Origin of the sequence: Brevibacterium sp. CBA3109, from assembly GCF_040256645.1 — a bacterium.
Lineage (GTDB): Bacteria > Actinomycetota > Actinomycetes > Actinomycetales > Brevibacteriaceae > Brevibacterium > Brevibacterium koreense.
In genome coordinates this window covers 71833-90849 of sequence record NZ_CP158281.1, presented here as the reverse complement: position 1 = coordinate 90849, position 19017 = coordinate 71833, and the positions used below count along the sequence as shown (strand labels likewise).

21 protein-coding genes are annotated in these 19017 nt (G+C 64.8%); 9 read left to right on the top strand and 12 right to left on the bottom strand.

Annotated features, from left to right (window positions below; all coding sequences use genetic code 11):
* The first annotated feature begins 12 nt into the window (after positions 1–12).
* The 3 genes from AAFP32_RS00405 (at position 13) to AAFP32_RS00395 (ending at position 1496) form a co-directional block, all read left to right on the top strand.
* Positions 13–183, top strand: coding sequence for a hypothetical protein (locus AAFP32_RS00405; RefSeq protein ID WP_350270136.1), 171 nt, complete (start codon positions 13–15; stop codon positions 181–183).
* Between the two features lie 32 nt (positions 184–215).
* Positions 216–668: a hypothetical protein gene (locus AAFP32_RS00400; protein ID WP_350270135.1), complete on the top strand. Its 453-nt coding sequence runs from the start codon at positions 216–218 to the stop codon at positions 666–668.
* 69 nt (positions 669–737) lie between these two features.
* Positions 738–1496, top strand: coding sequence for a TVP38/TMEM64 family protein (locus AAFP32_RS00395; protein ID WP_350270134.1), 759 nt, complete (start codon positions 738–740; stop codon positions 1494–1496).
* A gap of 28 nt (positions 1497–1524) precedes the next feature.
* Here AAFP32_RS00395 and AAFP32_RS00390 read toward each other — a convergent pair whose 3' ends face one another.
* From AAFP32_RS00390 to paaA, 10 genes are all read right to left on the bottom strand, one after another.
* Positions 1525–2133: a CueP family metal-binding protein gene (locus AAFP32_RS00390; RefSeq protein ID WP_350270133.1), complete on the bottom strand. Its 609-nt coding sequence runs from the start codon at positions 2131–2133 to the stop codon at positions 1525–1527.
* Positions 2134–2299: 166 nt separating this feature from the next.
* The gene (locus AAFP32_RS00385; protein ID WP_350270132.1) at positions 2300–3076 is read right to left on the bottom strand and encodes an enoyl-CoA hydratase/isomerase family protein; all 777 of its coding nucleotides are present in this window, start codon (positions 3074–3076) and stop codon (positions 2300–2302) included.
* Between the two features lie 52 nt (positions 3077–3128).
* Positions 3129–4037, bottom strand: a complete 909-nt coding sequence (locus AAFP32_RS00380) for a 3-hydroxyacyl-CoA dehydrogenase family protein (protein ID WP_350270131.1) — start codon at positions 4035–4037, stop codon at positions 3129–3131.
* Entirely contained in the window at positions 4034–4825 is a 792-nt protein-coding gene (locus AAFP32_RS00375; RefSeq protein WP_350270130.1) for an enoyl-CoA hydratase/isomerase family protein, read from the bottom strand. The genes AAFP32_RS00380 and AAFP32_RS00375 overlap by 4 nt, the downstream gene beginning before the upstream one ends.
* Positions 4822–5988 carry a thiolase family protein gene (locus AAFP32_RS00370; RefSeq protein ID WP_101619008.1) on the bottom strand — a complete coding sequence of 389 codons (1167 nt, stop codon included), beginning with the start codon at positions 5986–5988 and terminating at the stop codon, positions 4822–4824. The genes AAFP32_RS00375 and AAFP32_RS00370 overlap by 4 nt, the downstream gene beginning before the upstream one ends.
* A 53-nt stretch (positions 5989–6041) precedes the next feature.
* Complete coding sequence (gene paaE, locus AAFP32_RS00365) at positions 6042–7178, bottom strand: 1,2-phenylacetyl-CoA epoxidase subunit PaaE (RefSeq protein ID WP_350270129.1); 1137 nt, start codon at positions 7176–7178, stop codon at positions 6042–6044.
* A gap of 1 nt (position 7179) precedes the next feature.
* Positions 7180–7719: a 1,2-phenylacetyl-CoA epoxidase subunit PaaD gene (gene paaD / locus AAFP32_RS00360; RefSeq protein ID WP_350270128.1), complete on the bottom strand. Its 540-nt coding sequence runs from the start codon at positions 7717–7719 to the stop codon at positions 7180–7182.
* Complete coding sequence (gene paaC, locus AAFP32_RS00355) at positions 7713–8681, bottom strand: 1,2-phenylacetyl-CoA epoxidase subunit PaaC (protein WP_350270127.1); 969 nt, start codon at positions 8679–8681, stop codon at positions 7713–7715. The genes paaD and paaC overlap by 7 nt, the downstream gene beginning before the upstream one ends.
* A gap of 13 nt (positions 8682–8694) precedes the next feature.
* The gene (gene paaB / locus AAFP32_RS00350) at positions 8695–9006 is read right to left on the bottom strand and encodes a 1,2-phenylacetyl-CoA epoxidase subunit PaaB (protein WP_101619004.1); all 312 of its coding nucleotides are present in this window, start codon (positions 9004–9006) and stop codon (positions 8695–8697) included.
* Positions 9003–9977, bottom strand: coding sequence for a 1,2-phenylacetyl-CoA epoxidase subunit PaaA (paaA, locus tag AAFP32_RS00345; protein WP_101619226.1), 975 nt, complete (start codon positions 9975–9977; stop codon positions 9003–9005). Before paaA ends, paaB begins: the two co-directional genes overlap by 4 nt.
* Positions 9978–10506: 529 nt before the next feature.
* On the opposite strand from paaA, the gene paaI reads away from it, so the two are divergent.
* From paaI to AAFP32_RS00330, 3 genes are all read left to right on the top strand, one after another.
* The gene (gene paaI / locus AAFP32_RS00340) at positions 10507–10974 is read left to right on the top strand and encodes a hydroxyphenylacetyl-CoA thioesterase PaaI (protein WP_101619003.1); all 468 of its coding nucleotides are present in this window, start codon (positions 10507–10509) and stop codon (positions 10972–10974) included.
* Positions 10975–11075: 101 nt separating this feature from the next.
* The gene (gene paaK / locus AAFP32_RS00335) at positions 11076–12371 is read left to right on the top strand and encodes a phenylacetate--CoA ligase PaaK (RefSeq protein WP_350270126.1); all 1296 of its coding nucleotides are present in this window, start codon (positions 11076–11078) and stop codon (positions 12369–12371) included.
* Between the two features lie 75 nt (positions 12372–12446).
* Positions 12447–13163, top strand: coding sequence for a TetR/AcrR family transcriptional regulator (locus tag AAFP32_RS00330; RefSeq protein ID WP_350270125.1), 717 nt, complete (start codon positions 12447–12449; stop codon positions 13161–13163).
* Between the two features lie 103 nt (positions 13164–13266).
* On the opposite strand, the gene paaZ is transcribed toward AAFP32_RS00330, so the two are convergent.
* Positions 13267–15303, bottom strand: coding sequence for a phenylacetic acid degradation bifunctional protein PaaZ (gene paaZ, locus AAFP32_RS00325; RefSeq protein ID WP_350270124.1), 2037 nt, complete (start codon positions 15301–15303; stop codon positions 13267–13269).
* A 367-nt stretch (positions 15304–15670) separates the two neighbouring features.
* On the opposite strand from paaZ, the gene AAFP32_RS00320 reads away from it, so the two are divergent.
* Positions 15671–17023, top strand: coding sequence for an MFS transporter (locus AAFP32_RS00320; RefSeq protein WP_350270123.1), 1353 nt, complete (start codon positions 15671–15673; stop codon positions 17021–17023).
* A 95-nt stretch (positions 17024–17118) separates the two neighbouring features.
* The gene (locus AAFP32_RS00315; protein ID WP_350270122.1) at positions 17119–18129 is read left to right on the top strand and encodes a threonine/serine dehydratase; all 1011 of its coding nucleotides are present in this window, start codon (positions 17119–17121) and stop codon (positions 18127–18129) included.
* Between the two features lie 178 nt (positions 18130–18307).
* Here AAFP32_RS00315 and AAFP32_RS00310 read toward each other — a convergent pair whose 3' ends face one another.
* Complete coding sequence (locus tag AAFP32_RS00310; RefSeq protein WP_101618999.1) at positions 18308–18499, bottom strand: hypothetical protein; 192 nt, start codon at positions 18497–18499, stop codon at positions 18308–18310.
* Between the two features lie 130 nt (positions 18500–18629).
* On the opposite strand from AAFP32_RS00310, the gene AAFP32_RS00305 reads away from it, so the two are divergent.
* Positions 18630–18776: a hypothetical protein gene (locus AAFP32_RS00305; protein WP_350270121.1), complete on the top strand. Its 147-nt coding sequence runs from the start codon at positions 18630–18632 to the stop codon at positions 18774–18776.
* Positions 18777–19017: the final 241 nt, after the last annotated feature.

Here is a 19017-nt window from a genome sequence, read left to right as displayed (position 1 = left end):
GGGACGGACACCATGAGCGATTCCACTCCCGCAGCAACTGTCCCAGCCGAGGGCTCCCCGCAGTCACCAGTCGGCGGCGCCTATAAGGCGGTCGGATCGACCTTGACGGTCGTCGTAGTCGGCGGCCTCGTCTGGGGTCTGACCCTGACAGTGATCAAGGCCGTCGCGATCTTCACCGGCTGAGGGTCGGCGGTTACTACGACTGCTCTGCGCGCATGAGCCTCAACGACCCGGCCCTCGGATTCTCTCACCAGAAGCCCAAGGTCAGAATCGTTGTCAGTGTCCTGTGGTGCCTTGTCGTCCTGCTCGCCTTCCTCACCTCGTGGACTGCGGGAGTGGCCGCATCAGGCACGGGCGGAAGCATCACGGATCGCACACCGAGCTATCCGTTCATCCTGGTCGGCACCTTCCTTCTCAGCCTCGTCGCACTCATCGTCGACATCACCACCGCGAAGGTGCGCGATGACAAGGCAGGGTGGAGCGTCCTACGACTCTTCGGAAGTCTCGGCCTCGGCCTGTCTGCGGGTACGGGTGCCCATGCCGCTTCCCTGAAGTCGTTTCCCGCCTGGTGGATCCCGATCATGGTCTTACTCAGCATCGGAATTCTCTGTCTCCCGGCAGGCCTTGCCCGATTGATGCAACGACATGAGAGCAAGCGGAAGAGCTAGGCGGCCCGCCGTTTCGCACTCAGCACCTCCGATTCATTGCCCATCGAACCTGACACGTAGGATCGTTGCATGCCGAAAGACCAGAACTCCGCACTGCATCCGAGCTCTCGCAGCGAATCGCGAGTGCCGTGGGGTTCGATCCTGCGCAATGTGGCCTTGACCCTGGCGGTGCTCGCAGGGTTGTGGCTGGTCTTCAACGTTCACCTGCCATCGCTGGACAGGCTCCAGCAGCAGATCGCAGATGCTGGCTTCTGGGGCTTCGCCATCTTCGTCGGGCTCTACGCTGTTGTCGCCGCCACCCCGGTACCCGTGACCATCATGGCCGTCGCCGGCGGAATGGCCTTCGGCCTGCCATTCGGCACCCTCCTCTCCATGATCGGCGTGGTCATCGGCTGCTACGGGGGCTACTGGATCTCACGGGCCCTCGGACGCGAGACCGTGATGAAACTGTTGGGCAATCATGCCGAAGCGATCGAATCTCGGCTGACCAACGGCGGCTTCTACGCGGTGTGCATGCTTCGTCTCATGCCCGGCTTCCCCTACTGGCCGGTCAACTACGGCAGCGGAGCACTGGGCATCAAGAGCCGCACGTTCCTCATCGCCACCGTCGTCTCAGCCCTGCCGGGCCAGCTTTCCCTCGTGGCCGTCGGGGCCTTCATCGGGGAGCCCGGCATCCTCACGGGCACTGCCGTCGGCATATCGTGGGCGCTGGTCATCGTGCTGACGATTCTCACCTTCCGACGCTGGAAGGCAACCCAGAAGAGCTCGGCCGACTCAGAAGCCGGACCCGAAGTCGAGGGAGAGCCCGAGGCGAAGCCCTCGAACTGAACCCGGCCCTGATGGCCGAGTGCTCAGATCACGAGAGCCGAATGTCGGTGATGCAGGTCGCCCCGTAATCCGCAGTCGAGAATTCGACGGAACCGGACTTCCCCTCGTGAGTGATGTCAATGGTTCCTGAGATGTCGCTTGGGACCCAGAACCCGGCGAAGCCGTTGTCGAACGTCATCGCCTGCTCGTCAACGACCAGTTCGTCGGTGGCACTGTCGGTGACCTGCACATCAACTTCCTCGTTGCCGAGCTCTCCACGACAGGTTGTCAGGCTGTGGTAGAAGCAGTCGTGGGTGGTGTTCACATACGGAGCAATCGACACATATGCCTTGTCCTCCGGCAGGTCGAGAGTCACTTCTTGCGCTTCACCGGCCAGCACCAGCTCATCGGGGTAGACAGATGCCATGAGATCACTTGGGCGGTCTGTCACCGCAAGTCGGTCAAGATGATCAATGGCTTCAACGGCGTCCATCCCGTCCAATCCGTGCTCGGAGAGGAACTCTGCCGTCGACGCCTGATCGTCACCGGCTCCGGGATTCGAATCATCGGTCGCACAACCTGCCAACAGCAAGGTCAGGGCCGCTGTGGCGATGACTCGCCGAGGTTTCGCCGCACGTCTCATTTCTGTCTGAATCACATTGATCACCCTACCCCCTACAGGTACGGAGTCGGGTCCGCTGACGACCATCGCTGCGGTTGCAGTCGCATCGGCTCTGGTGCTGCCAGGATGCCCCAATCCGGAAGACGACGAGGTCCAGCCAGGCAAGTGATCTCAGCGTTCCGGGCAAAGTGCCACCGGCAGCTCAGTCGAACTTCGGTGCTCGGCGCTCTTGGAAGGCCTTGAACCCTTCGGCGTAGTCCGGGGTCCGACGTGCGGTCTCCTGGAGGTTGGCCTCTTCCGCAAGCACCTGCGCCAGGGTCGGGCGGTCGTCGGCGAGTTTCTGCACGAAGCCCTTTTCCATCGCGAACGCCTCGGCCGGGCCGGTCACGATTGCGGCCAGCTTCGACTCGACGAACTCTGACAGTTCCTCGGCTGGAACAGCGCGGGACACGATGCCTGCAGCCGCCGCCTCGGCGCCGGTCAGGAAATCACCGGTGATGATGAGGTCCATCGTCCGGTGATAGCCCACCCGATCGAGGAACACGTGGTGGGCACCCGAGTCGAGCATGGCGCCGATCGCGGCGAACGGCGAGCCGAACTTCGCATTGTCGGCGGCGACGATGATGTCAGCAGCCGCCGCGACACCGAAGCCCAGCCCCAATGCGGCCCCCTGGACTTGCGAGATCACGGGGATCGGCAGCGCACGGATGGACTGGAAGACGGGGGTGAAAGCCTCGGCGAGGAACGCGTGGGCGTCATCGGTCTCGACGTCGACGGCCGAGATGTCGCGCCCGGAGCTGAAGACCTTGCCCTCTCCCCTGATCAGGAGCGCGCGCACGCTCGGGATCGCCTCGGCGACCTTGGCCACTGCCGCCGCGAGGTCGCGCAGGTTCTCGGCGTTCAGGGCGTTGCGGGAATCGGGGCCGTCAAGGACGATCTCTGCGATGTTGCCCCGGTTGGACAGTCGGATCTCGGTCACGTGTGCTCCTTTGCAGATGACGGTGCGCCAAGCGGTCTTGGTGCCTGCCTGGTCACCAAGTATAGAATCCCTGGCCGGATTTTCGACCCAGCTGACCCGCGGCGACCTTGTCCCTAAGCAGCTGTGGCGGTGCAAACCTGGGCCCCAGCTCTGCCTCGAGGTGCTCGGCGATGCCGAGGCGGACGTCGAGGCCGACGATGTCCGTGGTCTTCAGCGGACCCGCCGGGTGGCGGTAGCCCAACGTCATCGCGGAGTCGATGTCTTCGGCACTGGCGACCCCTTCATCGACCATGCGCACCGCTTCGAGAGCGAGAGCCACGCCGAGGCGGCTGGAGGCGAATCCCGGTGAGTCCTTGACCGTGATCGCCGTTTTCCCCAGTCCCGCCACCCAGGACTTCGCCACGTCGACGAGTCCCGGCTGGGTGTGGGTGCCGACGACGACCTCGACGAGGTCGCTGACGGGGACGGGGTTGAAGAAGTGAAGACCGATGAGCGCCTGCGGTCGTGGCAGTGCGGCGGCGAGTTCATCAATGGAGAGTGCGCTCGTGTTCGTGGCGATGCTCGCGGCCGGCGCGTACTTTGCGATGGCCGCGAGGATCTCCTGCTTGAGCTCGACGATCTCCGGGACGGCTTCGACAACGAGAAGAGCCTGGTCAAGCAGGGTGGGATCGCGCACGACTTCGACGCTGCCCTTGACCTCGAGCCCCTTGGACGTCGACTTCTCGATCGAGGCGTCCACGCGCTCCTTGGCCGCGGCCACGGTCTCTTCGGTGTTCTCGATGATGATGACGCGGGCTCCGGCGCTGGCGAAGGCGTGGGCAATGCCCGCACCCATCCGGCCACCGCCGTAGACGCCGACGGTCTCCGGGACCTGGGCGCCGCTGCTTGTGCCAGCTGTGGAGTTCGCCGTCGAGTTCGGCGTGTGCACGGCGTCAGGTTCGCGTGCGGTCTGCTCGCTCATTCGGGGGTGCCCTTCTGTTCAGCCTTCTTCCGCTTCTTCGCTTCGCGTTTGGCGAGGAAAGCTTCCATGCGAGTGTGCTTCTCTTCGGTTTCGAACAGCACGGCCTGGGCCAGATTGTCGATGAGCGGATGCGCCTCGCGCGGGGCGTGGAATGCGGATTTGCTCAGCCTCACGGCCAGAGGTGCGAAGCTCGCAATGCGGTCGGCAAGAGCCTGACCCGCGACTTCGAGGTCCTCGGGGTCGACGACGTCGTTGAGCAGTCCGATCGATTTCGCTTCCTCGGCCTGCAGTGTGCGACCGGCCAGCAGGATCTCCTTCGCACGGGGCTCGCCCACAAGTTCACGCAGACGCCAGGCAGCACCGGCCGCGGCGAGGATGCCGAGGCCGGTCTCCGGGTTGCCGATCTTCGTCGCAGGTGTCCCGATCCGGAAGTCGCAGGCGAAGGCGAGTTCGGCTCCGCCGCCCAGGGCAAAGCCCTCGACAAGAGCGATGACGGGCATCGGCAGTTCCTGAATCCGGGTGAAGACCTTCGAATTGATGCCGGCCAGCGCTTCCTCGCGGCCGCGACCCAGCAGCTGCCCGATATCGGCGCCCGCGGCGAAGACGCCATTCGAGCCGGTGAGGATGGCGACCTTCGGATCGGCCTCGAGTTCGGCACACACCTCGTGGAGGGCATCGACCATGGACTGGTCGATGGCGTTGCGCACCTCGGGACGGTTGAGCCGAATGATGACGCGATCCTCGTGGCGTTCGATGATGAGCGGAGAGTTCCCGCCGCCCGCGCTCATACCCGCTCCAACAGCAGTGCCGAACCCTGGCCGACGCCGACGCACATCGTCGCCAGTCCGCGCTTGGCATCCGCCTGCTCGAGGCGGTTGAGCAGGGTCAGGGTGATGCGTGCTCCCGAACAGCCCAGCGGGTGGCCCAGCGCAATCGCACCACCGAAGGCATTCACGGTCTCCGGGTCCAGGCCCAGATCGCCGATGCAGGCCAGGGACTGTGAGGCGAAGGCCTCGTTGAGCTCCACGGCTTCGAGATCGTCGACGCTCCAGCCGACACGGTCGAGGACCTTGCGGGTGGCGGGCACAGGTCCGATGCCCATGATCTCCGGGGATACACCGGCGCTGGCACCGGTGACGACGCGCGCCCTGGGGCTCAGGTCATGCTTCTGCGCGTAGGACTCGCTGACGAGGATGACGACGGCGGCACCGTCGTTGAGGGAGGAGGAGTTTCCCGCGGTGATGACCCCTCCTGGGCCGTGGATGGCGCGCAGCTTGGCGAGCTTCTCCACAGTGGTGTCCGCACGCGGTCCTTCGTCGGCGCTGGCTTCGCCGATGGACAGGATCTCGGGATCGAATCTTCCCGCGTCCTGTGCGGCCAGTGCCAACCGATGCGAGTTGTACGCGAATTCGTCGAGCTGCTCACGGCTGAGCTTCCATTTCTCGGCCACACGTTCGGCGGTCTGGGGCATCGACAGGGTCGTGTCCTCGCCGAAGGCGGGGTTGGTGAAGCGCCAGCCGATGGAGGTGTCCCAGGACTTGCCCGGCTTCGCCCAGGCGCGTGAGGGCTTCTCAGTCACCCATGGTGCGCGCGTCATCGATTCGACGCCACCGGCCACAACCACATCGGCGTCACCGGCGGCGATCATCTGCCGTGCAGTCGTGATCGCGGTCAGCCCTGAGGCACACAGGCGGTTGACGGTGAAGCCGGGAACGGACTCGGGCAGACCGGCCAGCAGTACGGCCATGCGGGCGACGTTGCGGTTGTCCTCACCGGCCTGGTTCGCCGAGCCGAGGATCACCTCGTCGATGTCCGCCGGATCGATTCCCGACCGGTCCACGACGGCCTTGAGCGTGGTCGCGACCAGATCATCGGGTCGCTGATCAGCAAGGACTCCGCCGTAGCGGCCGATGGGTGTGCGCAGTCCATCCAGGACGAAAGCCTCAGGCATAGGTCTCCTCAGTAGTGGTGTCTCCAGGATCTCACGAGTCTGAATCGACGCGATCACGAGTCGTAGTCGACCGTGACCTCGTCGCTGACGGGGAATGTCTGACAGGTGAGGACGAAGTTCTCCTGAACCTCGGCGTCTTCGAGGGCGTAGTTGCGCACCATGTCGACCTCGCCGCCGCAGACCTTGGCACGGCAGGTGCCGCAGACTCCGCCCTTGCAGGCGAACGGCAGGTCCGAGCGTGACTCCTGCGCCGAATCGAGGATCGTCTTGCCCTGTGACATCGCCGAGGTGGTCCGTCGTCCGTCGAGGACGATCGTGACGTCGCTGGTGGCGCCCTCGACGACCTTGTCCGCGTGGACGACTTCTGGTGGCGGTTCGTCCACGTAGAAGAGCTCGAAGTGGATCTTGTCCTTGGGCACACCGAATTCCGCGAGCACCGCGCGGGCGTCGCTGAGCATGCCGAAGGGACCGCAGAGCCACACGTGATCCATGTCGCCGATGGGCACGAGGTTGGTCAGCAGCGCGCGCAGCTTCTTCTCGTCGAGGCGACCGGAGAAGAGATCGACCTCCCGGGGTTCGCGGGAGAGGACATGGATGAGGTCGAGCTGCTGGTTGCGGGAGTCCTTGAGGTCGGCGAGCTCCTCGGCGAACATCACGGTGTTCGTGGTGCGGTTGCCGTAGAGCAAAGTGAGAGAGGCGTCGGGGTTGGACAGCACGGTGCTGGCGATCGAGAGCATCGGGGTGATGCCGGATCCGGCTGCGATGCACAGGTGCCGTCCACCCAGGTCAGGGTCGGCCTGGAAGCTGCCGCTGGGCGGCTGGACCTCGATGGTCTCACCGGGGCGGACATCGTTGACGAGCCATTGGGAGAAGAGTCCGTCGGGGATCTCGCGGACACCGATGCGCGGATCGGTGCCGGCCGGGGCGCAGATGGAGTAGGAGCGGCGGTGTTCTCCGCCGTCGATCATCCGGCGCAGGGTCAGGGACTGCCCCGCAGCGAAGTCGAAGCTCTCGGCGTATTCGTCCGGGACGTCGAAGGTCACCGCTGCCGAGTCCTCGGTCAGGTGGTCGACCGACTTCACGGTCAGCGGGTAGAAGCTCGACCGGGTGGAGCTGCCGGTCGGCTCCGTCTCATCGTTGGGCTCGGTCGTGGCAGTCGCCTCGGCGCTCTGATTGATCGTTTCGGTCATCTCAGATCTCCTTCACATGTTGGAACGGTTCGAGGCAGTCGAGGCATTGGTACATCGCCTTGCATGCCGTCGGCCCGAATTCCGAGGACAGCTTCACATCGGCAGAACCGCACAGGGTGCAGGTCAGCGCCCGCTTCGTGGGCATCAGGGTCAGAGCCACGGGCCCCTGATGCTTCGGTGCCTGCCCGGGTGGGGAGATTCCAGCACCTTTCAGCGCCGCCCGCCCTTCCTCGGTGATCCAATCACTCGTCCAGGCCGGTGTCAGGGACACCCGCACCTCGGCGCCTTCGAATCCCGCGTCCTGGAGTTCGCGCTGCAGGTCATCACGCATCGTCGCCATCGCCGGGCATCCCGAGTAGGTGGGGGTGATGGTCGTGACGACGCGTCCGTCTTCGATCGCGACATCACGAAGCACGCCGAGATCGACGAGCGTGAGCATCGGCATCTCCGGGTCTCTCACGCGAGCTGCGGCGACGCGGGCACGATCGAGCGCCTCGGCGGGGGTGCCGGACATGCGGGTCTGAAGTGCTGCGGTCACCATTGTCCTTCCGGGTACTGGCGGGCGACGACCTGCATGTCGGCGAGCATCTTCGACAGTGCTTCGGTGTGCAGTCCGTCGCGACCTTTCTGTCCTCGCACTCCGGCCAGCGCGCCCCGTTCGGGGCGATCGATGCCGGCTGCGGCGAAGACCTGGTCGAGGATGACCCCGGCCTCATCGGCCACCTCGGCGGGATCGACACCGATCCCAGCGGCCGCCACCGAGGCTTCGACTGGGTGGGTCTCGAAGAGTTCGTCCCACAGGGGCCAGAGTCCGTCGAGCGCTGTGAGCAGGCGAGTCTTGGATTCCTCGGTGCCGCGAGCCAGGGTGAGGACCCAGCGGCCGGCGAAGTCGCGGTGGTAGGACATCTCCTTGACGCCCTTGACTGCGATGGCCGAAAGGACGGTGTCCCTGCTCGACTGCAGGCGCTCGAAGATCGCCAGACGCCAGGTGGAGTAGATGAGGATCTTCGCGACCGCCTCGGCGAAGTCACCGTTGGGCACCTCGGCGAGGCGGACATTGCGGAACGCCAGGTCCTCACGGAAGAACGCGAGACGATCTTCGTCGGGCACCGGCGAGCCCTCGGGCAGCTGCGGCACGAGGCTCGGGTCGGCGGCCGCCGTCCGGGCGAGCAGGAGCCGGGACTGGCCCAGCAGGTCCAGAGCGATGTTGGCCAGCGCGATGTCCTCTTCGAGGTCGGGCGCTTTGGAGCACCATTCGGAGATGCGCTGGGAGAAGATCAGCGCGTCGTCACCGAGCATCTGGCAGTAGACCGCGAGCTCATGTGAGTCGACGCCCGAGGGGACGGTGGTGTCGACGCCGGCCAGGGGGTCTTCGAAGTCGGTGCCGAAGGCCCAGTGTGCGTCGTTGACGAGCAGACCCGAGTAGGCGTTGTCGTGGTCACCGTGCTCGATGTTGGCTCCGGCCTCGTCGTGATCGACGTTGATGGAAGGTTCGTTGGTCATCGTCGCCGTCTCCTCACATGTGGGGGACATCGTCGGGGATGTCATAGAAGGTGGGATGGCGGTAGACCTTGTCGCCTGCCGGGGCGAACATGGGGTCCTTCTCGTCGGGACTCGAGGCCGTGATCGACGAGGAGCGGACGACCCACAGGCTCACGCCCTCATTGCGGCGGGTGTAGACGTCGCGGGCATGGTGGATCGCCATCTGGTCATCGGCGGCGTGCAGGGATCCGACGTGAACGTGGTTGAGTCCGCGCTTGCCGCGTACGAATACTTCGTAGAGGGGCCATTCGCCACGAGTCGCTGGTGTCTGTGTCTCTGCACTCATTTCGCGGCCTCCTCGGCGGCGGTGTTCTCGGTGTCGGCGGCGGAGTTCTCGGCGAAGGCGAGCGCTGCTTCGCGCACCCAGGCTCCTTCGTCCCATGCGCGTTTGCGGTGGGCAACACGCTGTTCGTTGCAGGGCCCGTTGCCCTTGACCACGGCCCAGAATTCATCCCAATCCGGGGTTGAGAAGTCGTAGTGACCGCGCTCCTCGTTCCATTTCAGCCCCTCGTCGGGGAAGGTCACGCCCAGGGCCTCGGCCTGCGGGACGGACATGTCGACGAACTTCTGACGCAGCTCGTCATTCGTGTGGGTCTTGATGCCCCACTCCATCGACTGCTCGGTGTTCGGCGAGTCGTCATCCGGCGGGCCGAACATCATCAGCGATGGCCACCAGAAGCGGTTGACCGACTCCTGCACCGAGGCCCGCTGCTCCTCGGTCCCGCGCATCATCGTCATCAGCAGTTCGTAGCCCTGACGCTGGTGGAAGGACTCTTCCTTGCAGATGCGGATCATCGCGCGACCGTAGGGGCCGAAGGAGGTCCGGCACAGGGGCACCTGATTGCAGATCGCGGCGCCGTCGACGAGCCAGCCGATCGTGCCGACATCGGTGTAGGACAGCGTCGGATAGTTGAAGATCGAGGAGTACTTCTGTTTACCGGCGATGAGCTTCTCAGTCAGCTCATCGCGCGTGGCTCCCAGGGTCTCGGCCGCCGAGTAGAGGTAGAGACCGTGACCGGCCTCGTCCTGGACCTTGGCCAGCAGGATCGCTTTGCGACGCAGCGAGGGTGCACGGGAGATCCAGTTGCCCTCGGGCTGCATGCCGATGATCTCCGAGTGGGCGTGCTGGGCCACCTGCCTCACGAGAGTCTTGCGGTATTTCTCCGGCATCCAGTCACGCGGCTCGATCCGGTCCTTACGGCTGATCGTGTCGGCGAACTGCGCCTCGAGTTCTGTTTCGTTGACTTGCGTCGTCATGACCACTCCACCCTTGGATGTGCCCTTCTGCGGACCGCGCGTTCTGCACTGATCGTTCGGTTCGACCATCGTAGGACCGCCTGTTCGAGCACCGTATGACCGCCAGCCCGGGACAACCATTTACTGACCATTTGTTCTGTATTGATCACTATCAGTGTGGCACACCGCACGCCGCGGTGCAACGCCGCGGCCGCAGTGGCGGCGCGCGCGCAATTCCCTCGAAACAAGGGCGCCGCGTCGGCGCTTCCCTCGACACAACGGTGGAGCTCCGAGCCGGCGGTGCACGCACAGAAGCCTCGGCGTGGGACCGTTGCCGCGAGGTTCAAGCTTGCATGTTTCAGCCTTTTAGCTCGTCCGACTTGACAGAGACGCCGATCACAACGATATTTATTGACCAGATGGTCGTTTATTCTCCGACGTCGCTCCAGGGCACTCCTGCTGGGTTCCGCGAGGAATCGATCCCCATCATTCACGTGCAGTCTCAGCGGCTGAGAGTGCCATCAACCAGCGACTCGAGGAGGAGCCTGACATGGGAGAACCCAGCCACGAGGCGACAGCGACAGTCCACGGCGACGAAGGCGAGGAGCCGGCCGGCGCCGCGGCGATGTTCGCCAACGATCGCGCCTCCCAGCATCTGGGCATCACCGTCGACGATCACGGCCCCGGCTGGGCGCAGTGTTCGATGACGATCACCGAGATAATGACCAACGGCCACGACATCACCCACGGCGGCTATGTCTTCCTCTTCGCCGACACCACCTTCGCGATGGCCTGCAACTATCCGGGTTCGATCACAGTCGCCTCCGGCGGAGACATCGACTTCCTCAAGCCCACCTTCATGGGCGATCACCTTATCGCTCACGGTCGCGAAGTCGTCAAGCAGGGCCGTTCCGGCGTCTACGACGTCGAAGTCAGACGCGGTGACGAGATCATCGCGGTCTATCGCGGCCGCTCCCGCACCCTGCCACCGCCGAAGCCGACGACGACCTCACCCTGACCTGAACTCAGGGATACCCCACCCGGCGGCCCCTGACACGACGCCCCGCCTCGGCGCCTCACGAACTGCGAAGCACACCAGGATTGACCAAGGAGACAACGATGACTGCCAATGATCTCGACGCCGGCCAGCGCATGAGCCTCGATGAGCTGCGTGCCGACCAGCTCGCCAACCTCCAGTCCACGGTCACGAAGGTCTATGAGAAGGTGCCGTTCTATCGGCAGGCGTTCGACGAGCTCGGCGTGACCCCTGCCGACATCACCAGCCTTGACGACATCGCGAAGCTGCCATTTACGAACAAACAGGACCTGCGCGACAACTATCCGTTCGGGATGTTCGCCGTTCCGCGTGAAGAGGTCGCTCGTGTCCACGCGTCCTCGGGCACGACCGGACTGCCGACCGTCGTGGGCTATACGCTGGGCGACCTCGACAAGTGGGGCAGCCTCATCGCACGCTCAATCCTCGGCGCAGGCGGAAAACGTGGTCAGATGATGCACAACGCCTACGGCTACGGGCTGTTCACCGGCGGTCTGGGCGTCCACGGTGCGGAGCGGCACGGGTTCACAGTCATCCCGGTCTCCGGTGGGCAGACTCAGCGGCAGGTGCAGCTGATCCAGGACTTCAAGCCCGACATCATCACGGCCACGCCGACCTATCTGCTGACCATCCTCGACGAGTTCCGCAGGCAGGGCGTCGACCCCACGACGACGAGTCTGAAGACCGCGATCTGCGGCGCCGAGCCGTGGACGGACGAGATGCGCAAGGAGATCGAGAAGTCCTTCAGCATCAATGCCGTCGACATCTACGGCCTGTCCGAAGTCATGGGCCCTGGTGTGGCCTGCGAATCCGCAGAGACCAAGGACGGCCCGACCATCTGGGAGGATCACTTCTACCCGGAGATCGTCGACCCCTACACCGGCGAGGCCCTGCCCGACGGCGAGGAGGGCGAACTTGTCTTCACTTCGCTGACGAAGGAGGCGCTGCCGATCATCCGCTACCGCACACATGATCTGGCGAGCCTTCTGCCCGGCACTGCGAGCCCAAACTTCCGCCGCATCTCGCGCATCACCGGCCGGTCCGACGACCTCATGATCATCCGCGGCGTCAACGTCTACCCGGCCAACGTCGAGTCCGTGCTCTTCGAGTTCGAACACTTAAGCCCCCACTTCCAGCTGGTGCTCACTCGTCCCGGTCGCATGGACGAAGTCACCGTCGAGGTCGAGTGCCGCGAAGGCGTGGGCGCTGTCGAACTCGACGGGCTGAATGGCCAGGTCGCGTCTCGGATCAAGCAGCGCCTGGGCGTCTCGTCGACCGTGTCGGTGCTCCAACCCGGTGAGCTGCCCCGCTCGGTCGGCAAGCTCAAGCGCATCATCGACCGCCGCGAGGGCCTCAGGTGAGCGAGCCCGCGAAGCGGATCGCTGCTGTGACGGGGATCGCGGCGCGCGTACCGCGGGCTGGTTAGACTGGTGCGCATGCCGAAAACGTCTTCACTTGAGCCCACACCTGACCTCGAGTCAGGTGTCGATGCTGCCGTGGGCGCCGAGGCGGGCGTTGGGTCCGAACCGGACGCGGGCGCCGAGGCGGGCGCACCGGCACAGCCCAAGCGCACCCGTCGCGGACGGCCCGGCTACGACCGCGAGACACTGATCAACAAGGCCACCGAGGTCTTCGTCTCGCGCGGCTATGACGGCACGTCCATGGACACTGTGGCGCGCGAGCTCGGAATCACGAAGTCCGCGATCTACCATCACGTGAAGTCGAAGGAAGAGCTGCTGCACTTAGCGATCAACCGCGGCATCAGCGCTCTGGACTCAGCGGTCGAGGACGAACGCCAGCGCACCGGCCTCACCGCGCTCGAACGCCTGCGGGCAGCCGTGCACGCCAGTGTTGTCATCCTCATCGAATACCACCACTCCGTGACGCTGCTGCTGCGAGTGCGGGGAAACTCAGACGTCGAACGCGAAGCCCTCGCCCAGCGCCGCATGATCGATGACAAGATCAGGGCCCTGGTCGACGAGGCGATCGCCGAGGGCGGCCTGCGCTCGGACTTCACACCCGGCCTGGTCACCCGCCTGCTCTTCGGCATGGTCAACTCCATCACCGAGTGGTATCGCCCCAGCTACCCTGTCGAGCCCGAGACCATCGCCGACGCAGTGACCTCGATGGCCTTCAGCGGCCTCGAGGTCTGAGGCCCCGCGCCACTCGTCCCGCCGGGCGCACCTGCGCCAACCCGCATCCCGACATAGCTCAAACGGTTGGTGATTCTGACAGCAATCGCTGAAGACTGTGCGCCTACTCCTTGGCGACAAGTGTGAGCACGTCGTAGTTCGCGACGGGCTCGTCGTTCTGGTTAACGACTGCCGCGTCCCAGCGAACCTCGCCGTACTCGTCGGTCTCACGCGGTGTGATGCACTTCGCGGTCAGGGTCACCTTGAGCGAATCCCCTGGTGAGACGGGTGTAATGAAGGTCAGTCCCTCGAGCCCGTAGTTCGCGAGCACCGGGCCGGGGTCCGGCTGGACGAAGAGCCCTGCGGCGAAGGACACGATGAGGTAGCCATGTGCCACGCGTCCCGGGAAGAACGGGTTCGCGGCCGCCGCCTCCTCGTCGGTGTGGGCATAGAAGGTATCTCCCGTGAATTCCGCGAAGTGCGAGATGTCCTCGAGGCTGACGGTGCGCCACTCGGATTCGAGGGCATCGCCGAGGCGCAGATCGGCCAGGGTCTTCGTGAATGGATGCTGGCCCGTCCGGCGTTCGGCACCGGCGACCCATTCTCCGCCGATGGCAGTGAGCATGTCCGGGGAGGCCTGGATCGCGGTGCGCTGCATGAAGTGTGTGATGCCGCGCAGTCCGCCCAACTCCTCGCCGCCGCCGGCGCGTCCCGGGCCGCCATGGATGAGGGTGGGCAGGGGCGAACCGTGCCCGGTCGATTCTTCGGCGTCGTCGCGGTCGAGGACGAGGATGCGTCCGTGCCAGGGGGCGACCTGGCGGACGAATTCGGTGGCGAACCCGGCATCGTGGGTGACGACCGAGCCGACCAGCGATCCGCGCCCGCGAGCGGCCAGACGAACAGCTTCTTCGGTGGAGGAATAGGAGATCAGCGAGGTCACCGGCCCGAAGGCCTCGATGTCGTGGACCGCGTCGACCCACGGATCGTCGGCCTGGAGGACCGTGGCAGCGACATAGGCTCCGCCGAGGTTCTTCGCCAGTTCATCGGAGGCTTCGCGACCGCCGGTGAGGACGTGGGCCCCCGCCGAGGTGATCTCATCGATGGCGTCGAGGACGTCATCGCGCTGTTTGTCCGATACGACCGGTCCCAGCCGGGTGGACTTCTCACGGGGGTCACCGACGCCTTGAGTCGCGAGCTTGGCGACGAGTGCCTCGGCGACGGCTTCTCTGTGCTCTTCGGGGACGAATGTGCGACGGATCGCCGTGCACTTCTGCCCGGCCTTGACGGTCATCTCGGCGACGACGCCGGAGACGAAGAGGTCGAATTCCTCGGTGCCCGGCCCGGCATCGGGGCCCAGCAGGGAGAAGTTCAGCGAGTCAGCCTCGGCGAAGAAGCGCGTGCCGCGATCACGCACGCATTCCAGGCCGCCGAGGTGCTTCGCCGTGGCCGCGGAACCGGTGAAGGCAATCGCATCCTGTTCGGCCAGATGGTCGAACATTGGAGTCACGTCGCCGCTGATGAGCTGGATGGCACCGGCCGGCAGCAACCCGGATTCGATCATGTCGGCAACCACGGCGCTGGTCAGGTGGGCGGTGTCGGTGGCGGGTTTGACGACGACGGGGATACCGGCGACGAACATGGGGCCGAACTTCTCGAGCATGCCCCAGACAGGGAAGTTGAAGGCGTTGATCTGGACTGCCAGACCCTGTCGGGAGGTCAGGATGTGGCGGCCGACGAAGGTGCCGTTCTTCGACAGGCGCTCGACCCCGCCGTCGAGATGGACCGTGGAGTTGGGCATCTGTCGACGGGCGACGCCGGAATAGGCGAAGAGGGTGCCGATGCCGCCTTCGATGTCGACGAACCCGTCGCGCTTGGTCGTGCCGGTGGAAAACGAGATCTCGTGGTAGTCCTTGGCCCGTTCCATAAGGTAGGCGCCGAGCTTCTTGAGGATCACACCGCGCTGGTGGAAGGTCAGCTTCTGCAGTTCGGAGATGCCGGTGCTGCGGGCATGCTCATTGACGGCTGCGAAGTCGATGCCGGCTGAGGAGACGTGGTGGAGAACCTGCCCGTTGGTGGCGTCGTGGACAACTCGGGCACTGTCGGGGCTCCCGCCGGGGGTGTGCCAGTCGCCTGCCACATACGAACTGAGAATTTCGGTCATGTCTGCTCTCCCTGTTCAACGATGTCTCCGGTGCACGGCGGCCATCTTCGGCACCGCTGCCGATTCCTGCAATTAATACTAACCAATTGGTCGGTTATTGTCATTGCAGGTGTGGCATTCGAACCGTCGTGCACCGCGTCTCTTCCGGAAGGACGGGAGTCAGGACCCGGCGGGCGCAGCGTGCCGAACTTTTCGGGCCGCCTCGCCCGACGCGGCAAGTCACCCACCTGCAACGTGACACCGATCACCACGTGCATTACGATTTACGGTAATTACTGACCATTCAGTCACTTGCGCGGAAGCGTCGACGATCACTCAGGGTCGAGGACCGCCGCCCCGCAGCACATCACCCAGGGAAAGTTCTCTCATGTCTTCAGCTTCGCCCGCAGCGGCAGCACCGACCTCGATCACGCGCGAGGAGCGCAGGGTTCTGGCCGGAACCCTCGTCGGCACCACGATCGAGTGGTACGACTTCTTCATCTATGCCCAGGCCGCCGGCCTCATCCTCTCGGCCCAGTACTTCGGCCCCCTGGCCTCCGACAATCCGGCACTGGGCCAGATCATGGCCTGGGCCTCTCTGGGAATCTCATTCCTGTTCAGGCCACTGGGCGCGATCATCGCCGGCCACCTCGGCGATCGCATCGGACGCAAGAAGATGCTGGTCCTCACGCTCGTCCTCATGGGTGCCGCGACCTCGCTCATCGGACTCCTGCCCAACTATGCGGCCATCGGTGTGGGAGCCCCCATCCTGCTCACGCTCCTGCGGATCCTGCAGGGCTTCTCCGCCGGCGGCGAATGGGGCGGTGCCGCACTGCTCTCGGTCGAACACGCGCCGGTGAACAAACGCGGGCTCTTCGGCGCCTACCCGCAGATCGGCGTGCCGGTCGGGATGATCCTCGCCACCGGCGTGATCTGGATCCTGACCACGATCCTCAGCCCCGAACAGTTCGCAAGCTTCGGATGGAGGATTCCGTTCCTGTTCTCCGTAGTCCTCGTTCTCATCGGCTACTACATTCGCCGCCAGGTCGAGGAGAGCCCGATCTTCGCCGAACTCGCCGAACGCAAGGCGGAGTCCTCGGCTCCGCTGTCGACACTGTTCAAGAAGAACACGAAGGAAGTCGTCCTCTCCGCTCTGATCTTCATCGGCAACAACGCCGTGGGCTACATGATCATCGCGTTCTTCGCCGCCTACGCCTCCATGCCCATCGAGCAGGGCGGCATGGTCGGTCTCGACCGGGCTCCCGTGCTGTTGGCCACGACATTGGCAAGCTTCGGCTGGCTGGTCTTCACGATGTGGGGTGGGGCGCTGTCGGACAAGCTGGGGCGCGTGCGGACCTTCCAGATCGGCTACATCCTCCTCATCGTGTGGCTGGTCCCGACGTTCCTCATGATCGACAGCGGCAGCATTTGGATGTACGGCATCGGCATCTTCGTCCTCACCCTCGGCATGGGCCTGTCCTACGGCCCGATGTCGGCGATGTATGCAGAGATGTTCCCGCCGCAGGTCCGCTACTCGGGGGTGTCGATCGGCTACGCCCTGGGCGCGATCCTCGGCGGCGCCTTCGCCCCGACGATCGCCGAGACCCTGCTAGCGCGCACCGGATCATCGCTGTCGATCGCCGTCTACATGATTATCGTCTGCGTCATCTCACTCATCGCCGTCAGCCTGGTCAAGGAACCCAAGGGTGTGCCGCTGGGCGTCGCCAAGCACACGAGCTGAGGCTTGCGCTGCGGCCCGAGGGCTGAGGACCCCCGGGCCTGAGCTCGGGGGTTTAAGCTGTAGAACAACCAACGCAAGCGCCCGAGGAGGCACCAGTGGCAGAGTTGTCCTATCCCGATATCGAAGCGGCCGCCGCACGGATCGCCGGTCGGGTACGCCCGGTGACAGTGGCCTCGGCGCAGCCCGGGAACCGCCCCGAGGCTCCGACTCCGACGGCCGCGACATGGAGTGCATCACCGGCTGACGATCCGGCCGGTTCGGGTGTCCACTTCGCCCTCGAGTTCATGCAGTACACGGGCACGTTCAAAGCCCGCGGCGCGCAGAACTTCATCCAGGCTCATCTGGCCGAGGGCACCTTTCCCGAGGCCGGGGTGACGATCGCATCGGGTGGGAATGCGGGCCTGGCCTGTGCCTGGGCTGCCCGGGACGCCGATGTTCCGGCGACCGTGTTCCTGCCTGCCAATGCCCCGGCCGTCAAGGTCGAGCGCCTGCGCGGCTACGGTGCCGAGGTGCGTCTGATCGGTTCGGAATACGCCGAGGCGGCGCTGGCCTGCCAGCAGTTCGTCAAGTCCTCGGGGGCCCTGGCCTCGCACGCCTATGATCATCCGCTCATCGCCGCCGGTGCCGGGACGATGATGACCGAGATTCTCTCGCAGATCCCCGACCTCGACACCATCGTCGTCTCCGTGGGCGGCGGTGGCCTGTTCGCCGGTGTGGCCACGGCCGCGACGTTCCACGGGGTGCGCACGGTCGCGGTGGAACCGAAGAACTGTCGGGCACTGAACGCGGCGTTGGAGGCCGGCGAGCCCGTCGACGTCCCAGTCGATTCGGTGGCCGCGGATTCTCTGGGTGCTCGCCGCGCCACGCCCTTGGCTGTGTCCGCTGCGCAGAATGACCTGGTCACTTCGGTGCTCGTCGATGATGAGCAGATCGTCTCCGCGCGACGTCACCTGTGGGGCGAGCACCGACTGGCTGTCGAGCATGCGGCGGCCACCGCGCTGGCCGGCATCCATGGGTCCAGCGATTCAGGTGTCTACGTGCCCTCGGACGGCGAGAAGGTCTGCGTCGTCTTGTGCGGGGCGAACACCAGCCTCGGCGATCTCTGACTCACGTGATCTGCGGACATGTGCACCCCGGTCTGCGGACGAGCGGCCTGTTTGCAGACAGGGTTCTCGTCCGCAAAATGAGGCATTGGGGTCACTCACGCGAAATAGCGCAGAGCTGGGGAAATTCGCGCAGGAGGAAGGACAGCAGCGGCGAGTCTCCGGCGCGAGCTACGAGCCTCTAGCGCTGTTTCTGGCGGTCTTTGGACTTGAAGGCCTGTTTGATGAGGGTGAAGATCACGGCCGCGACGACCACTGCGATGATCGCCTTGACGAGGAACCAGGCGATCGAGAACGCGACGTTGACCACCCACCATGCGATGATGATGGCAATGATCGCGCCAATGATGCTCCATACGGTACTCATCTTCATGCTTCAAGACTAAGCCGCTCAGAGAACGCGCGCAATGACGCGCGTTGACTCATAGCAAACCTCCGCCACCGGAGCGGCACCAGCACACAGGCTCCAATGACGAGTACGCCTGATTTTCATGGAGTTGACAATGAAGCAACGACAAGCCGTGACGAAGAAGAAAGCCCTCGCCTACAAAAACGCCAACCGGGCCGACAAAACCAGGATCCTTGACGAACTCGTCGATCTCACCGGTTTCCACCGCGCTACGCCCGCACCGCGCTACGTCAAGCCCTGAAACCCAAAGTCATCAAACCCCGACCCGGGCGGGCTCCGATCTACACTCCCGACCTGTTGCCGGCCTTGATCACCTGCTGGGCCATCCTTAGGGCACCAGCTGGCAAACTTCATGGCCGCGATGCTGCCGACCCTGGTCCCGATGCTCAGACGCGACAAGGAACTCACCCTCACCGATGCCCAAGCCGACCTGATCACGTCGATGAGCGCGGCCACGATCGACCGGAAACTCGCGAATGAAC